This window comes from Limnohabitans sp. Rim11, assembly GCF_001269365.1.
Classification (GTDB): domain Bacteria; phylum Pseudomonadota; class Gammaproteobacteria; order Burkholderiales; family Burkholderiaceae_C; genus Limnohabitans_A.
On record NZ_CXOM01000002.1, the window covers coordinates 571,058 to 586,099 of the forward strand.

Consider the following 15,042-nt stretch of genomic DNA (forward strand, 5'->3'; position numbering starts at 1 on the left):
AAAGCTGCACTTCACCTAGGTATCACCTGGGCATCACCTAGGTGGGTGCCAGTTTAATTTTGCTTGAGTGCAGCCTCAATGTCGGCTTTGAGTTTTTCAGGCTTGTCCATCGGGGCATAGCGTTTGAGAACGCGCCCATCGCGGCCCACCAAAAATTTGGTGAAGTTCCACTTGATGCCTTTGCTGCCCAACAAACCGGGCGCTTCTGCGCACAGCCACTGATACAAAGGATGGGCGCTTGCACCGTTCACTTCAATCTTTTCCATCATGGGAAAAGAAACGCCAAAGTTGAGTTGGCAAAAGCTGGCAATGTCCGCGTTGCTGCCAGGATCTTGACCGCCAAATTGATTGCATGGAAAACCCATAACTCGCAAGCCTTGTGCTTGGTACGCTTGGTGGAGTTTTTCAAGTCCACCAAATTGCGGTGTAAATCCGCAGGCACTGGCGGTGTTCACAATCAGCATGACCTGCCCGCGCATTTGATCAAGCGCCAGGCTTTGACCATTCATCTGGACAGCTTCAAAGTCATAAATGGTTTTCATGCAACGCTCTTTTGTTCAGTGTGGATGGGTCTCAATTAACCATGCATGTTGTCGTTCTTGGCCACATCAATCAGATGCTTCATGACCTCAGGGTGATCTCGCATGTTGCGCTCGTGCCAACGTTTGATGAGCCACATGAAACTGGCCACCACAAAACCGAAGGCGGTGATGGCGCCAAAGGCCGACAAGCCCATGCCGGTTGAGAAACTGTAAAAACCACCGAGCAACAAAATACAGGCCTGCTCATTGAAGTTTTGGACGGCAATAGAACGGCCCGCGCCCATCAGGTTGTGACCGCGGTGTTGCAGCAGCGCATTCATGGGGACGACCAAGAAGCCTCCCAGTGCGCCCAGCAAAATTAGGAAGGGTGCTGCCACCCAAACGTTGTCTATGAAGTTCATGCCCATCACCAAGATGCCCATGCCGATACCCAAGGGCATGACCAGCGTGGCTTGGTGAAGCTTCATGCGCAGCGAGGCGACAACGGCACCTACCGCCGTGCCAATGGCAACCACCCCGACCAAGCTAGAGGCTTGTGTGGTGGAGTAGCCCAGGGCAGCCGCACTCCAGGCCAATACGATGTAGCGCAGGTTGCCAGAGACGCCCCAGAACAGCGTGGTGGTGGCCAAAGAAATTTGACCCAAACGGTCTTTCCAAAGACGAGTGTTGCAGTCCCAAAAGTCAGGCAACAAGGCGCCCAATTTTTGAGGCATGGCCCGCATCTCGACGCCTGTGTTTGGAATGCGTGTGTTGAACCAGGCGGCCAAGCCATAAAAGACGATCAAGAGCAAGATGGCGGACTCGGGCGCGGTGTCAATGCCGGTGTCGATGAGTGGCAGGTCAAAGCTGAGCAAGTAGCCAGAGACATGCGCACCCACCAATTGGCCGCCCACCAAGACGCCCAAAATGATGGAGGCAATGGTCAGGCCCTCGATCCAGCCATTGGCCTTGACCAGTTGGGAGGAAGGCAAGAGTTCGGTCAAGATGCCGTACTTGGCGGGCGAATAAGCCGCCGCACCCAAACCCACAATGGCGTAAGACAGCAAAGGATGTGTGCCAAACAGCATCATCAAGCAGCCGACCACTTTGATGGCGTTGCTGATGAACATGACCTCGCCTTTGGGCCGAGAGTCGGCAAAGGCCCCGACAAAAGGTGCGAGGACCACATAAAACAATGCAAACATGGGCACCAAAGCTGCGCGCTGCCATTCGGCACCACCACTGATGCGGATGAGTTCAACGGCTGCAACAAAGAGCGCATTGTCGGCCAGCGAGCTGAAAAACTGGGCCGCCATGATGGTGTAAAAACCGCGCTTCATGTATTCATGCAGTGAACCGACAGGGCATTGGGCCTATGTCGATGAGTCAATAAAAAGAAACAAAGCAACACAAGCACAGCGAGTGTTGGCAGAAGTTTCGGTTATATCACGCCATGTGGTGCCACAATCTAGGCTAATTCCCTCTGAAAATCACTGTTTTTATCTATCTGACATGCCAAGACCGATTCAGGCCACCTTAGACAGCAACGCCTTGCGCCATAACTTGGCGCAAATTAAAGCGTCAACGCCAGATGCTTTGGTCTGGGCTGTGGTCAAGGCCAACGCCTATGGCCACGGCATCGAACGGGTGTTTGATGCCCTTCGATCGGCGGATGGTTTTGCCCTACTCGATTTGGCAGAAGCCGAGCGAGTCAGACAACTTGGCTGGCGCGGCCCTATCTTGTTGTTGGAGGGCGCCTTTGAAACCCGCGACTTGGAGATGTGCTCTCGCTTGAACTTGTGGCATGTGGTGCATTCAGAAGCACAAATTGACATGTTGGCGGTGCACAAAACGCATCAGCCGCATCGGGTCTTTCTCAAAATGAACACGGGCATGAACCGTTTGGGATTTGCCCCGCAAGCTTTCAGAGCCGCCTGGACCCGCCTGAATGCCTTGCCTCAAGTCGATGAAATTTCACTGATGTCTCATTTCAGTGATGCCGATGGCGACAAAGGCATTGGCGCGGCCATGACCTTGTTTCACCAATTCACGCACGATTTGTCAGGCGAACGCAGCCTGTGCAACAGCGCGGCATGTTTGCGTCATGCCAAAGCGTTGGCAGTTCGTGCCGACTGGGTTCGACCCGGTATTGCCTTGTACGGCAGTTCGCCCGACTTTCCGCAGCACTCTGCCCAAGACTGGGGCCTGAAACCTGTCATGAGTTTGAACGCCGACATCGTTGCGGTTCAACATTTGCAAGCAGGCGACACAGTGGGCTACGGTTCCTCTTTTGTTGCCGATCGCGCCATGCGAATTGGCGTGGTTTCTTGCGGGTATGCCGATGGTTACCCACGCATTGCACCCACTGGCACCCCTGTGTGCGTTGATGGTCACCCTTCTCGCACGGTGGGCCGCGTCAGCATGGACATGATCACCGTGGACATCACTGATTTACCGCATGCCAATGTGGGCAGCGAGGTGACGCTGTGGGGCATGCCGCAGAAATCCAAAGTCAGTGCTCAGTCACCCTATGGTGTTGCCATCGATGAGGTAGCACAAGCCGCGGGCACCGTGGGCTACGAGTTGATGTGCGCTTTGGCGGCACGCGTGCCGGTGGTGGTGAAGGATTGAAGAGCGCCGCCTTTCAGCGAAAAAATCCGTCGTAAGTGGTTTTTAAAATGAGGGCCGAGACCACGGCCAAAAAGACATAGCGCACAAAACCTGCACCGTGCTTTAAAGCCAAGCGTGTGCCAATTAGGCTACCAACAACGTTGGCAATGGCCATGGGAATGGCCAAATGCCACCAAACATGTCCTTGAAGAGTGAACAAAACCAAGGCTGAAAAGTTGGAAGCCAAGTTCAAGACCTTGGCGTTGGCGGAGGCGTTTAAAAAGTCATAGCCCAACAAGCGAACGTAGGCAAAGACGAAAAAACTGCCAGCACCAGGGCCAAAAAAACCGTCGTAAAAACCGATCAGCAGGCCCATCAAAATAGTGACATAGGCCTCTCGCCGCCCGCTGAAAAGAGGCGCATGAATTTGTCCCATTTCTTTTTTGGCCAAGGTGTAAGCCAACAAGGCCAGCAGCAAAAATGGCAAGGCCTGACGCAGAAAGCCAGGGTCAATGTGCGTGACCGTCCAAGCGCCACCCAAAGAACCCAAGATGCCCGCCATGGCTGCAGGCAAAAGGGCCGCCCAGCGCATGTCGACTTTTCGGCTGAACTGGTAAGTGGCAAACGAGGTGCCCCAGATGGAAGCACTTTTGTTGCAGCCCAGCAAGGTGGCCGGCGGGGCTGTGGGAAATGTGGCAAACAGAGCGGGCACCAGAATCAGGCCGCCACCGCCCACAATGGAATCGACCAAGCCGGCAAACAGCGACGCCAGTGAGACGATGAATATTTCCATAAAAAAAAGCGCCGCTTGCGCGACGCTTATAAAAAGTTACATCTCGTTTTGGATGTTCATGTTCGAATAGTTTGGGTGTCTCCTCTGCCCTCATAACGAACCCAAACAGCAGTTCATCGAGTGAAGAGAATGTAGCCGCATTCGGACCCTCAAGACATCAGGGATTTCCCGCGGCATCGATGGCCATCCAATGCGCCGCTTTTTCAGCAATCATGAGCGTCGGGCTGTTGGTGTTGCCGCTGGTAATGGCGGGCATCACGCCCGCATCAACCACGCGCAAGCCTTGAATGCCACGCACTTGCAAGCGGCTGTTGACCACCGCCATGGGATCGTCGTCGCGACCCATGCGTGTGGTGCCGACGGGATGAAAAATGGTGCTGGCAATGTCACCCGCCAAACGTGCCAACTCTTCGTCAGACTGGTATTGAACGCCAGGCTTGTATTCCTCTGGCGCATAAGATGCCATGGCGGATTGAGACATGATGCGGCGAGTGACGCGCAAGCTGTCGGCCGCCACTTTGCGGTCTTCGTCGGTGCTCAAATAATTGGGTGCAATGGCTGGCGCATCATTGAAATCGGCGCTCTTTAAGCTAACGCTACCGCGGCTGGTCGGATTCAAATTGCAAACACTGGCTGTGATGGCGGGAAAGCTGTGCAGCGGTTCACCAAATGCGTCCAGGCTCAAGGGTTGAACATGGTACTGAATGTTGGGCCATGCATGCTCAGGGCTGCTTTTGGTAAAGGCTCCCAATTGACTGGGCGCCATGCTCATGGGCCCGGTGCGTGACATGGCATATTCCAGACCAATTTTGGCTTTGCCCAACCAACTGTTGGCCAAGGTGTTGAGGGTCTTGGCATTTTTGACTTTGTACACCGAGCGAATTTGCAAATGATCTTGCAAGTTGGCGCCAACACCTGGCAGGTCGTGTGTCACGGCCACACCTTTGTCATGCAAACTTTGCGCGTTGCCAATGCCGGCAAGTTGCAGGATGTGAGCAGAGCCAATGCTGCCGGCGCTTAAGGCGACTTCGCGTGTGGCGGTGGCTGTGACCATTTGATGGCCATCCCAAACTTTCACACCGGTGCAGCGCTTTTGGCCATCGGCGCCTGTTTCAATGACCAGGCCTGCAACTTGGGCGCGTGTCCAAAGTTCAAAGTTGGGCCGCGCATAGCACGTCGGTCTTAAAAAAGCCTGTGCCGTGTTCCAGCGCCAGCCATTTTTTTGGTTCACATCAAAGTAACCAACGCCTTCGTTGTTGCCTTGGTTAAAGTCGGTGCTAGCCGGAATGCCGGCCTGTTGGGCGGCCAATGAAAAAGCTTCCAACACGTCCCAGCTAAGACGTTGTTTGTCAACGCGCCATTCACCACCGGCTTGTCTGGCTTTCAAGAGTTTGAAGTAGCTCGTGGACTTCTCGTTTGGGTGTGTCTCTGATTTCAGCAGTTCTGGCAACGCGCCCTTCTCACCGTGCAACTCGGTGGCACCTTGGTAATGGTCTTCGTGAAATTTGAAGTAGGGCAAACAGTTGTCCCATTGCCAGCTTGAATCGCCCGTGACCTCGGCCCACTGGTTGTAATCACGCGACTGACCGCGCATGTAAATCATGCCGTTGATGCTGCTGCAGCCGCCCAATACCTTGCCTCGGGGGTAGCGCAGTGAACGGCCATTCAGGCCTGCCGCAGCTTCAGTCTGATACAACCAATCGGTGCGCGGGTTGCCAATGCAATAGAGGTAGCCCACAGGGATGTGAATCCAGTGGTAATCGTCGCGGCGGCCGGCTTCAATCAGAAGCACGCGCTTGCTAGCGTCCGCCGACAAGCGATTGGCCAGCAGACAACCCGCTGTGCCTGCGCCCACAATGATGTAGTCAAAAGTGCTGTCGTTCATGCCGTGCTTATTTGGCAGTTGGCATGACGAACTCTGCGCCTTTGCCAATGCTCTCTGGCCAGCGCTGCATGATGGACTTTTGTTTGGTGTAGAAGCGAACACCTTCTTCGCCATACGCGTGCATGTCGCCAAACAAGCTGCGTTTCCAACCACCAAAACCGTGCCATGCCATGGGCACCGGAATCGGCACGTTGATGCCCACCATGCCCACTTGAATGCGACGAGAAAACTCGCGTGCCACATTGCCATCGCGAGTGAAGCAACTCACACCATTGCCAAACTCGTGGTCGTTGATGATTTGCACGGCTTCGCCAAAATCTTTGACGCGAACACATGACAGCACGGGGCCAAAAATTTCTTCTTTGTAAATCTTCATGTCGGTGGTGACATGGTCAAACAATGTGCCACCTAACCAGAAGCCGTTGTCGCAACCTGCGCCTGCTTTGGCGCCATCAAACTGACGGCCATCGACCAACAACTTGGCGCCTTCGGCAATGCCAGCATCGATGTAACCGGTAATGCGTTGCTTGGCTGCAGCGGTCACGATGGGGCCCATCTCGGCATCGAGGTTGGTGCCGTTCAAGACTTTGAGCGCACGCGTTTTTTCGAGCAACAGAGGCATTAATCTTTCAGCCACGTCGCCCACCAACACTGCCACACTGATAGCCATGCAGCGTTCGCCGGCGGAGCCATAAGCCGCGCCCATGAGGGCATCCACGGCTTGTTCAATGTCGGCATCCGGCATGACCACCATGTGATTTTTGGCACCACCCAGAGCTTGCACACGTTTGCCGTGGCGCGCGCCGTTTTCGTACAAGCTGTTGGCAATGGGCGTTGAGCCCACAAAGCTGACAGCCTTCACATCGGGGTGCTCTATCAATGCGTCCACCGCTTCTTTGTCGCCTTGAACCACGTTGAATACGCCATCGGGCAAGCCCGCTTGTTTGAGCAGCTCGGCCATCAACAAACTGGGGCTGGGGTCAAGCGGACTGGGCTTGAGAACGAAGGTGTTGCCGCAAGCGATGGCCACAGGGAACATCCACATGGGCACCATGACCGGAAAATTAAAGGGCGTGACACCAGCCACCACGCCCAAGGGCTGACGCAGGGTCCAGTTGTCGATGCCCGTTGAAACTTGATCGGTGAAGTCGCCTTTGAGCAGTTGAGGGATGCCACACGCAAACTCAACGATGTCGATGCCTCGTGTCACTTCACCTTGCGCGTCGGTGAAAACTTTGCCGTGTTCGGCGGTGATCATGCGAGCCAAGGTGTCACGGTTTTGGTTTAACAACTCTAAGTATTTGAACATCACACGTGCCCGGCGCAGCGGGGGTGTGTCGGCCCACGCAGGGAAGGCCGCTTGCGCAGAAGCAACCGCCGTTGCAACATCCTGAACATTGGCTAAGCTAACGCGTCCGGTGACGGCGCCCGTCGCTGGATTGAAAACGTCTTGTGCGCGAGTCGATGTTCCTGCCGTTGTTTGGCCAGAGATGTAGTGAGCAATTGAAGTGACGGTCATGACGATTCTTAAAATTTGTCGTAAGTGTGAATGTTAATCGCTGGAAGCATTGTTGCTTGCAGGATGCCTGCGCCTGAACATGCTCCAGCCTTCCATGTGAAGTACTAGGTCGCCATGCTGGTTGTGCATGTGCCATTCGGTCCGTACCAAACCCACATCGGGTTTGGAGCGCATGGGCCGCGAATCAATGATTTTGTGCTTCAGGTGCAAGGTGTCATTGGGCAACACCGGTTTTTTCCATTGCAAATTTTCTAAGCCAGGCGAACCCAAACTAGAGGATTGATGCAAAAAGTTGGTCACCATCAGTCGCATGGCCATGGCGCAGGTGTGCCATCCGCTGGCACACAAGCTACCAAAGACCGAGGCCTTGGCTGCGGCGTCGTCCAAATGAAAGGGTTGAGGGTCAAACTGCGACGCAAAGGCAATGATTTCTTCGCGGGTGGGGGTGATAGTGCCCAAATCGCGTTCGCTGCCAGGCAGTAAGTCTTCCCAGTAATAAAGAATGTGGTCAGTGGTGTGGCCCGCCATCAACGGCCTCCCGACACGTCGATCAGGCTCATGGTGGTGTAGCTGGCTTCGTCAGACAACAACCACACAATGGCTTGAGCCACTTCCATGGCCGTACCGCCGCGCTTGGCAGGCACCAAATGTTCCAATTCTTTGACCCGATTGGGTATGCCACCGGAGGCGTGAATGTCAGTGTCAATTAAACCTGGGCGAATGGCATTCACTCGAATACCGTCGGCGGCAATTTCTTTGGCCAAGCCCAGCGTGAAGCTGTCGATGGCACCTTTGGCTGCGGCGTAATCTAAATACTGACCAGGTGATCCCAAACGTGCTGCGGCGCTGGACAAATTGACGATGCTGCCGCCTTGGCCGCCGTGTTGGGTGCTCATTTGCAAGATGGCTTCTCGGGCGCACAACATCGAGCCCAAGACATTGATGTCAAACATGCGGCGCCAGCGCGCCATGCTCATCTGATCGAGCCTTGCAGACACATCCACAACGCCCGCGTTGTTGACCAGGCCTTGAAGAGGCCCCAGTTCGGCCCGGACTTTTTGGAACATGGCCAATACTTGCTCTTCATTGGCGACGTCGGCCTGAACGGCCATCGCGCGGCCACCCGCTGCCTTGATTTGCTGAACCACCTCTTCGGCAGCCTGTGCATTGGACGTGTAATTGACGGCGACGTCCCAGCCCTTTTGGGCTGCCAAAATGCAGGTGGCAGCACCAATGCCGCGGCTTCCGCCTGTGACCAAAACAACTTTGCGCATTTCTTGACTCCTGCAGAATATTGATTAAACGGTTAAAACACTGTCTGGTGCTACGGCGTTGCGTATGCAGATTACCTTAATTAGGAGCTTTTTGTGAGTCACACAGTCGACTATTATTTCGCCCCACAAAGTCCTTGGGCTTACTTGGGACATCAGCGGTTTCAGCAAATTCTGACCAAGGCAGGCGCGAGCGTTCGCGTCATGCCCATCGATCTGGGGGGCAAAGTGTTTCCTATTTCAGGGGGTTTGCCTTTGGGTCAACGTGCCCCACAACGACAAGCCTATCGTTTGACGGAGTTAGCGCGCTTTAGCCAGTGGTTGGGTGCGCCCTTGAACCTCAAGCCCACTTTCTTTCCGGTCAGTGGCGACGACGCGGCCAGACTGATCATTGCCGTTGACATGGCCGTGGGTGCCGAAGCTTCTATGACCATCAGCGGCGCTGTGTTGTCGGCAGTTTGGTCACAACAGCGCAACATTGCCGATGAAAAAACCCTGGCCGAATTGCTTAAAGAGAACAATTTGCCCGCCAGTTGTTTGGAGCAATCGCACAGCCAAGCGGTTCAAGTTCAATACGAAAAGTACACCCAAATGGCCATCGACGCAGGCGTCTTTGGCGCACCCAGTTATGTCTTGGGGGGAGAAATTTTTTGGGGCCAAGACCGACTCGACTTTGTCGAGCGGGCACTTGCTATTTAATTAGGAGCAGTTGATGGGATCCTTTATTCAACTCAGTGCCTCAGATGGCACTCAAATTCCAGCCTACGTGGCACAACCCGAAACGCCTGCCAAGGCAGCGGTTGTGGTCATTCAGGAAATCTTTGGCGTCAACGCCCATATTCGCGAAGTGGCCGACGCCTATGCCAAAGAAGGCTATTTGGCCATTGCACCCGCCATGTTTCACCGCGCCCAAGCCAATGTAGAGCTGGGGTACACAGATGCCGACATGGGTGCCGGCATGGCCCTCAAAACCGCGGTCGAATCATTGCCTGCGCCTGGCGCGATGCAAGACATCCAAGCCGCCATTGACCATGCCCACAAGGCTTGTGGCGGCAAGGTTGGCATCGTGGGTTATTGCTGGGGCGGCTTGCTGACTTGGCGTGCGGCGTGCATGCTTCAGGGCTTGTCGGCAGCTGCGCCTTATTACGGTGGCGGCGTTACCACGGCGGCCGAAACCGCAAGGCAAGCGCGTGTGCCAGTCATGGCGCACTTTGCTGAAGAAGACAAATGGATACCGATGGATTCGGTCGAAGCTTTTAAGGCGGCGCACCCGCAAGTGCAAGTCTTCACCTATGCTGCGCACCACGGGTTCAATTGCAATCACCGAGGGGCATGGCAAGCGGAAGCGGCCGCATTGGCCAAGCAAAGAACTTTGGATTTTTTCAAAACCAATTTGGCGTGATGCAGGGGGGTGAAAGCCCCCCAAACTCATCTGCCAGATCGAAGCAAGTAACGCTTGCGCCAAAACACCCAAGCCAGCGTCGTTGCAATCAAGGCCATGCTGCCCAGTGTCCACCAAAATCCGGTGCTGGTGTGCAGCAGTGGAATGACATCGAAGTTCATGCCGAAAATGGCGGCAATCAAATTCAAGGGCAAGAAAATGGCAGTGATAGAGGTCAGGGTCCGCATGCTCTCGTTGGTGCGATTGCTTTGTGCGTTGAAGTGAATTTGAACGGCCGTCTCAATGCTTTGCTCGAGTCGCCTCACGTGGTGCACTACGCGGTCGATGTGTTCCAACACATCGCGACTTCGCACCTTCAAAATTTCGTGTTCACGCATGAGCGCACTGGCGGTGGGTGTCGACCAAGCGTTCAAAGACTCCAACCAATCTTGCATGGCACTTCTTTGGTCTTCGCAAATTTCATCCAAGTGATGCAGCGACAGCCTGGCCTCTAACAACGCAGACCAGTTGTTGAACCGCGTGTAAGGGTTGATCAACTCAGCCTGCCAATGGTCCAACTGGCGTGTGAGTTCACGGCGCAAATCCAAGTAGGCGTCCACCACTTGGCTCACCATGCGGAGCATCAAGTCGGCGGGGCTGACAGGAATGCCGCGGGCACCCGTTGAGCGATCATCGGCGCTGGCAAAGCCCGAGCTGCTTTGGGTTTTTGAATGGGCCGACTGCAGCAGCTCTTTGCTTGCTGCCATGAGCCTTGCAGCGTAGCCCTCCCGGATAAGGCAGTCGTCTGGATGAACGGTGATCAGGACATTGTCAAAGACTGCAAAACCAATAGGGCTGGTGTCGACACGCCGCAATGCCGGTGGGCCACTTAATTTGCCTCTTGATTTTTTAAGCGGTGGCGCGTCTTTGGTGTCGACATCGCGCGCAGCGCTGGCCAGTCTGCGAAACACCAGCACATCGTAGTAAGAGGTTGAATCAAAGCGCGAAGGTAACTGCGCATTGAGCAAATCTGAAACGTGCAAATCCAATAGATTGTGGCCTGTTAGATTTTGCAAAGATTGCTGAATTTGAACTTGCTCTGTTGCAAAAAAAGTTCGAGAGCAAGCCACCCAAACGAAACCATTTTCTGGCACGTTTTGCGGCAAGGCCAATGCATCGTGCACATGCTGGCCTGAAACGATGAAGACGCGCATGTGGCTAGGCGTGCAGTGGCGTGATGATTTAAAAAGCCTTGCTTCTTAAGTGTTCTTCATGAGTCGCGCAGCATCGCGCGCAAAGTAGGTCAAGATGCCATCGGCGCCAGCGCGCTTGAAGGCCAACAAGCTTTCCATCATGACGCCATCGTGGTCGAGCCAGCCGTTTTGAGCAGCGGCCTTCAACATAGCGTATTCACCAGACACTTGGTACGCAAAGGTCGGCACGCCAAATTCGTCTTTGACGCGGCGCAACACATCCAAATAAGGCATGCCGGGTTTGACCATCACCATGTCAGCACCTTCTGCAATGTCCAAAGCCACTTCGCGCAGGGCTTCATTGGTGTTGCCGGGGTCCATTTGGTAAGTCTTTTTGTTGCCCTTGCCCAAGTTGGCGGCAGAGCCTACGGCATCGCGGAAAGGGCCATAGAAAGAGCTGGCAAACTTGGCGCTGTAGGCCATGATTTGTGTGTGCACAAAGCCTTTGGCTTCAAGCGATTGGCGAATAGCCCCAATGCGACCGTCCATCATGTCGCTGGGCGCCACGATGTCGACGCCGGCTTCTGCTTGCACCATGGCTTGTTTGACCAACTGGGCCAAGGTCAAGTCATTCAAGATGTAACCAGCTTCGTCCAGCCAACCGTCTTGGCCGTGGCTAGTAAAGGGGTCGAGCGCCACATCGGTCATGACGCCCAAATCTGGAAAATGTTTTTTCAGTGCCCGAACCACTGTTGGGACCAAGCCCTCTGGGTTCAGGGCCTCATTGCCTTCGGGGTCCTTTAAGGAACTGTCGATGACCGGAAACAAGGCCATGACGGGAATGCCCAACTTGACGCAGTCTTCGGCCACTGGCAACAGCAAATCCAAGCTCAGTCTTTCAACACCGGGCATGGAGCCGACGGCTTGGCGCTGGTTTTTGCCATCCAGCACAAAGACGGGATAGATCAAGTCGTCGACGGTGAGTTGATGCTCGCGCACCAAGCGACGAGAGAAGTCAGTCCTTCTTAAACGGCGAGGACGGCTGGCGGGGTAAGGGGCGTTGATGAGTGTCATCAGAAAATTGTGCCCTAAGTTGGACGAAATAGGGAGTCCCCTAGGAGATTGATCGACTGATTTGTTGGCCGGATGCCATTTTTGGGTCTTGTCCCGGGTTTGGCGGCGAGGCTACACTCTGCCCATGCTCTGGATCAAAGCCTTTCACATTGTTTTCGTGGCCAGCTGGTTTGCTGGCTTGTTCTACCTGCCTAGGATCTTTGTCAACTTGGCCATGGTGCCTGAGGGCTCGGAGGCCGAGCGAGACAGGCTTTTGTTGATGGCCAGAAAACTGATGCGCTTCACAACCATTTTGTCAGTGCCAGCCGTCGCACTTGGTGTTTGGTTGTGGTGGGGCATTGGCATTGGCTGGGGGCCGGGCAATGCGTGGATGCACGCCAAATTGGCGGTGGTTCTGTTGGTGGTGGGCTATCACCACGTCTGCGGCCGATTGCTGCGCAAATTTGAACGTCACGAAAACACCCACAACCACGTTTGGTACCGATGGTTCAACGAAGCACCCGTGCTCATGATGGTGGCCGTGGTGATTTTGGTTGTGGTCAAGCCTTTCTAATTGAGGCGTCCCATGCATAAAACCGCTGCATGGCCATTGGCCGGTATTTACGCAGCGCTGATTATCTATGCCAGCCTCTATCCCTTTGAAGGCTGGCGCTCTCAGGGCGTCGATTGGACGGCTTTTTTGTTTGCGCCATGGCCAAAGTATTGGACCGGCTTTGATGTGCTTTCCAATGTCTTGGGTTATGCGCCGTTAGGTTTCATTGTGACGTTGGCGCTGCGCAGAAGCGCTCGACATTTGCCCGCTGTGGCGTTGTCCGTTTTGATGGGCTCATTGCTGGCCTTGAACATGGAGTCTTTGCAGCTCTTTTTGCCTGCCAGAGTGCCGTCCAATGTGGACTGGGAACTCAACACCTTAGGCGCCTTCTTGGGTGCGATTTCCGCATGGACTTTGGAGCGATTTGGTTTCTTAGACCGTTGGAGCCGGTTTCGTGCCAATTGGTTCTTGCCTGACGCCAAAGGGTCTTTGGTTTTGTTGGCGCTGTGGCCCATTGCCTTGTTATTCCCCGCCCCGGTTCCGATGGGTTTGGGTCAAGTTTTGGAGCGCACAGAAGACGCCTTGGCCTTGTATTTACAAGACACTCCTTGGCTCGATTGGTTGCCAGTTCGCGAAGTGGAGTTGCAACCTTTGTTGCCCATTTACGAAAGTTTGTGTGTCTGCCTAGGCTTGCTGATACCGTGTATGTTGGCTTTTAGTTTGATTCGTCACTTGTATCAAAAGGCCCTCGCATGGGGTTTGGTACTTGGCTGTGGGGTGGGCTTTACCGCGCTCTCCGCTGCGCTCACTTACGGCCCCGTCCATGCTTGGGGCTGGCTCAATGCACCCGTTCAAGTGGCCCTTATCATGGCTGCCTTGTTGGCTGTGCCCATGATGTGGCTCAGAGAAAAACCACTTCAAGTTTTGGCCTTGGTGGGCTTGGTACTTCAATTGACCATGCTGAATAATGCATCAGCGAGTGCTTACTTTTCATTGACTTTGCAAAACTGGGAGCAAGGTCAATTCATTCGATTCCATGGTCTGATTCAATGGATGGGCTGGCTATGGCCTTTTGTGTTGCTGGCTTATTTGATGCAAGTTTTGGCAGCGCCGCGGACCTCTAAAATGGCACCATGAGCCAATCAAATAATCTTCCAACTGAAGCCCTCTCAGCCAGTCATTCAAGCGATGGGGCAGGCACCTCTTATTACAAGCACCACATTTTTTTCTGCCTCAACGAAAGAAAAAATGGTGAGGCTTGTTGCGCGCTTCAAGGTGCACAAGCGGCCTTTGACCATTGCAAATCACGCGTCAAAGAACTGGGTCTGTCTGGCCCGGGTCAAGTTCGTGTGAACAAAGCGGGTTGCCTTGACCGATGCGCCGGTGGCCCTGTTGCGGTGGTCTACCCCGAGGGCACTTGGTACAGTTTTGTCGACACAAGTGACATCGATGAAATCGTAGAAAGCCACTTAAAAAATGGCCAGGTTGTTGAGCGTTTGCTAACGCCCCCTAACTTGGGTCGTTGATGAATTCCGCCACACAGCCCATTTGGCTGAACGGACCCGCTGGCGCGTTGGAGGGCCTTTGCGATGTGCCAGAAGGCACGCCCGTCAAGGGCACTGCGGTCATCTGCCATCCCCATCCCTTGTTTGGCGGCACCATGCAAAACAAGGTGGTTCAAACCCTGGCCAAAGCATTTGTTCAAAATGGTTGGCGCGCCGTCCGATTCAATTTCAGAGGTGTTGGCGGGAGTGCTGGGGTTTATGACGAAGGGCGTGGCGAGTTAGAAGATTTGATGCACGTCATTGCCCAATCGCAAACACTCGATCAAGCTCAAGCCCAAGCCGCAGGTCCTGCACTGGCGTTGGCGGGCTTTTCATTTGGCGCTTTTGTGACTAGCCACGCTGTGGCTCAACTCGCTACCAACCCGAATTTAGACAAAGTGGTGTTGGTGGGCACCGCCGCTTCGCGATTTATGGTTGCACCTGTGCCGCCCGAACTGCATGAAAAAACATTGGTTGTGCATGGCGAAGTTGACGACACCGTGCCACTGTCCAGCGTCATGGACTGGGCCCGACCTCAATCCTTGCCCGTGACGGTGATTCCGGGTGTTGAGCATTTCTTTCACGGACAATTGCCCTTACTCCGCAATTTGGTCAGCCGCCATTTGAAAACTTGAGCCCCTCGGTGGGCCGGTTTTCAAAAGCGAAGATTTATTTCAATTTTTTGATCCCCCTTCATGAAAAATTTAGTTTTGAATTCT

The 15,042-nt window shown here is 54.3% G+C and carries 16 protein-coding genes; 7 read left to right on the forward strand and 9 right to left on the reverse strand.

Going from position 1 to position 15,042, the window contains the following annotated elements; translation table 11 throughout:
* Positions 1-53: 53 nt before the first annotated feature.
* Together AMM03_RS07385 and lplT are read right to left on the reverse strand one after the other, a co-directional pair.
* Positions 54-542 (reverse strand): glutathione peroxidase, encoded by a 489-nt coding sequence (locus AMM03_RS07385; RefSeq protein ID WP_090129984.1) that lies wholly within the window; start codon positions 540-542, stop codon positions 54-56.
* A 35-nt stretch (positions 543-577) separates the two neighbouring features.
* On the reverse strand, positions 578-1,861 hold the full coding sequence (gene lplT, locus AMM03_RS07390) for a lysophospholipid transporter LplT (protein WP_090129986.1): 1,284 nt from the start codon (positions 1,859-1,861) through the stop codon (positions 578-580).
* A 172-nt stretch (positions 1,862-2,033) separates the two neighbouring features.
* Between lplT and alr the strand changes: the two genes are divergently transcribed.
* Entirely contained in the window at positions 2,034-3,152 is a 1,119-nt protein-coding gene (gene alr, locus AMM03_RS07395) for an alanine racemase (protein WP_090129988.1), read from the forward strand.
* A gap of 13 nt (positions 3,153-3,165) precedes the next feature.
* On the opposite strand, the gene AMM03_RS07400 is transcribed toward alr, so the two are convergent.
* From AMM03_RS07400 to AMM03_RS07420, 5 genes are all read right to left on the reverse strand, one after another.
* Positions 3,166-3,924 carry a sulfite exporter TauE/SafE family protein gene (locus tag AMM03_RS07400; protein WP_090129990.1) on the reverse strand — a complete coding sequence of 253 codons (759 nt, stop codon included), beginning with the start codon at positions 3,922-3,924 and terminating at the stop codon, positions 3,166-3,168.
* A 157-nt stretch (positions 3,925-4,081) separates the two neighbouring features.
* Positions 4,082-5,809 (reverse strand): GMC family oxidoreductase, encoded by a 1,728-nt coding sequence (locus AMM03_RS07405; RefSeq protein WP_090129992.1) that lies wholly within the window; start codon positions 5,807-5,809, stop codon positions 4,082-4,084.
* 7 nt (positions 5,810-5,816) lie between these two features.
* Positions 5,817-7,328: a CoA-acylating methylmalonate-semialdehyde dehydrogenase gene (locus tag AMM03_RS07410; RefSeq protein WP_090129994.1), complete on the reverse strand. Its 1,512-nt coding sequence runs from the start codon at positions 7,326-7,328 to the stop codon at positions 5,817-5,819.
* Positions 7,329-7,361: 33 nt separating this feature from the next.
* Positions 7,362-7,856, reverse strand: a complete 495-nt coding sequence (locus tag AMM03_RS07415) for a MaoC family dehydratase (protein ID WP_090129995.1) — start codon at positions 7,854-7,856, stop codon at positions 7,362-7,364.
* Positions 7,856-8,602, reverse strand: coding sequence for an SDR family oxidoreductase (locus AMM03_RS07420; RefSeq protein ID WP_090129997.1), 747 nt, complete (start codon positions 8,600-8,602; stop codon positions 7,856-7,858). The genes AMM03_RS07415 and AMM03_RS07420 overlap by 1 nt, the downstream gene beginning before the upstream one ends.
* A gap of 93 nt (positions 8,603-8,695) precedes the next feature.
* Here AMM03_RS07420 and AMM03_RS07425 point away from each other — a divergent pair, with 93 nt between their 5' ends.
* The gene (locus AMM03_RS07425) at positions 8,696-9,298 is read left to right on the forward strand and encodes a 2-hydroxychromene-2-carboxylate isomerase (protein ID WP_090129999.1); all 603 of its coding nucleotides are present in this window, start codon (positions 8,696-8,698) and stop codon (positions 9,296-9,298) included.
* Between the two features lie 13 nt (positions 9,299-9,311).
* Entirely contained in the window at positions 9,312-10,001 is a 690-nt protein-coding gene (locus AMM03_RS07430) for a dienelactone hydrolase family protein (protein WP_090130000.1), read from the forward strand.
* Between the two features lie 26 nt (positions 10,002-10,027).
* Here the strand turns inward: AMM03_RS07430 and AMM03_RS07435 are convergent, their stop codons facing one another.
* Both AMM03_RS07435 and hemB read right to left on the reverse strand, forming a co-directional pair.
* Positions 10,028-11,194 carry a magnesium transporter CorA family protein gene (locus tag AMM03_RS07435; RefSeq protein WP_090130002.1) on the reverse strand — a complete coding sequence of 389 codons (1,167 nt, stop codon included), beginning with the start codon at positions 11,192-11,194 and terminating at the stop codon, positions 10,028-10,030.
* Between the two features lie 45 nt (positions 11,195-11,239).
* A complete protein-coding gene (gene hemB / locus AMM03_RS07440; protein WP_194942812.1) occupies positions 11,240-12,247 on the reverse strand; it encodes a porphobilinogen synthase in 1,008 nt (335 codons plus the stop codon).
* Positions 12,248-12,371: 124 nt separating this feature from the next.
* Here hemB and AMM03_RS07445 point away from each other — a divergent pair, with 124 nt between their 5' ends.
* Genes AMM03_RS07445 through AMM03_RS07460 form a run of 4 tightly spaced genes read left to right on the forward strand, consistent with a single transcriptional unit; the run spans position 12,372 to position 14,958 of the window.
* Positions 12,372-12,800 carry a CopD family protein gene (locus tag AMM03_RS07445; RefSeq protein WP_090130006.1) on the forward strand — a complete coding sequence of 143 codons (429 nt, stop codon included), beginning with the start codon at positions 12,372-12,374 and terminating at the stop codon, positions 12,798-12,800.
* Positions 12,801-12,812: 12 nt separating this feature from the next.
* Complete coding sequence (locus AMM03_RS07450; RefSeq protein ID WP_090130008.1) at positions 12,813-13,916, forward strand: VanZ family protein; 1,104 nt, start codon at positions 12,813-12,815, stop codon at positions 13,914-13,916.
* Positions 13,913-14,305, forward strand: coding sequence for a (2Fe-2S) ferredoxin domain-containing protein (locus AMM03_RS07455; protein ID WP_194942813.1), 393 nt, complete (start codon positions 13,913-13,915; stop codon positions 14,303-14,305). The genes AMM03_RS07450 and AMM03_RS07455 overlap by 4 nt, the downstream gene beginning before the upstream one ends.
* Positions 14,305-14,958 carry an alpha/beta hydrolase gene (locus AMM03_RS07460; RefSeq protein WP_090130010.1) on the forward strand — a complete coding sequence of 218 codons (654 nt, stop codon included), beginning with the start codon at positions 14,305-14,307 and terminating at the stop codon, positions 14,956-14,958. The genes AMM03_RS07455 and AMM03_RS07460 overlap by 1 nt, the downstream gene beginning before the upstream one ends.
* Positions 14,959-15,042: the final 84 nt, after the last annotated feature.

Bases quoted from the DNA above. Each gene is read 5' to 3' on its own strand.
- AMM03_RS07385 (WP_090129984.1), bottom strand. From the start codon at position 542: ATGAAAACCATTTATGACTTTGAAGCTGTCCAGATGAATGGTCAAAGC.
- lplT (WP_090129986.1), bottom strand. From the start codon at position 1,861: ATGAAGCGCGGTTTTTACACCATCATGGCGGCCCAGTTTTTCAGCTCG.
- alr (WP_090129988.1), top strand. From the start codon at position 2,034: ATGCCAAGACCGATTCAGGCCACCTTAGACAGCAACGCCTTGCGCCAT.
- AMM03_RS07400 (WP_090129990.1), bottom strand. From the start codon at position 3,924: ATGGAAATATTCATCGTCTCACTGGCGTCGCTGTTTGCCGGCTTGGTC.
- AMM03_RS07405 (WP_090129992.1), bottom strand. From the start codon at position 5,809: ATGAACGACAGCACTTTTGACTACATCATTGTGGGCGCAGGCACAGCG.
- AMM03_RS07410 (WP_090129994.1), bottom strand. From the start codon at position 7,328: ATGACCGTCACTTCAATTGCTCACTACATCTCTGGCCAAACAACGGCA.
- AMM03_RS07415 (WP_090129995.1), bottom strand. From the start codon at position 7,856: ATGGCGGGCCACACCACTGACCACATTCTTTATTACTGGGAAGACTTA.
- AMM03_RS07420 (WP_090129997.1), bottom strand. From the start codon at position 8,602: ATGCGCAAAGTTGTTTTGGTCACAGGCGGAAGCCGCGGCATTGGTGCT.
- AMM03_RS07430 (WP_090130000.1), top strand. From the start codon at position 9,312: ATGGGATCCTTTATTCAACTCAGTGCCTCAGATGGCACTCAAATTCCA.
- AMM03_RS07435 (WP_090130002.1), bottom strand. From the start codon at position 11,194: ATGCGCGTCTTCATCGTTTCAGGCCAGCATGTGCACGATGCATTGGCC.
- hemB (WP_194942812.1), bottom strand. From the start codon at position 12,247: ATGACACTCATCAACGCCCCTTACCCCGCCAGCCGTCCTCGCCGTTTA.
- AMM03_RS07445 (WP_090130006.1), top strand. From the start codon at position 12,372: ATGCTCTGGATCAAAGCCTTTCACATTGTTTTCGTGGCCAGCTGGTTT.
- AMM03_RS07450 (WP_090130008.1), top strand. From the start codon at position 12,813: ATGCATAAAACCGCTGCATGGCCATTGGCCGGTATTTACGCAGCGCTG.
- AMM03_RS07455 (WP_194942813.1), top strand. From the start codon at position 13,913: ATGAGCCAATCAAATAATCTTCCAACTGAAGCCCTCTCAGCCAGTCAT.
- AMM03_RS07460 (WP_090130010.1), top strand. From the start codon at position 14,305: ATGAATTCCGCCACACAGCCCATTTGGCTGAACGGACCCGCTGGCGCG.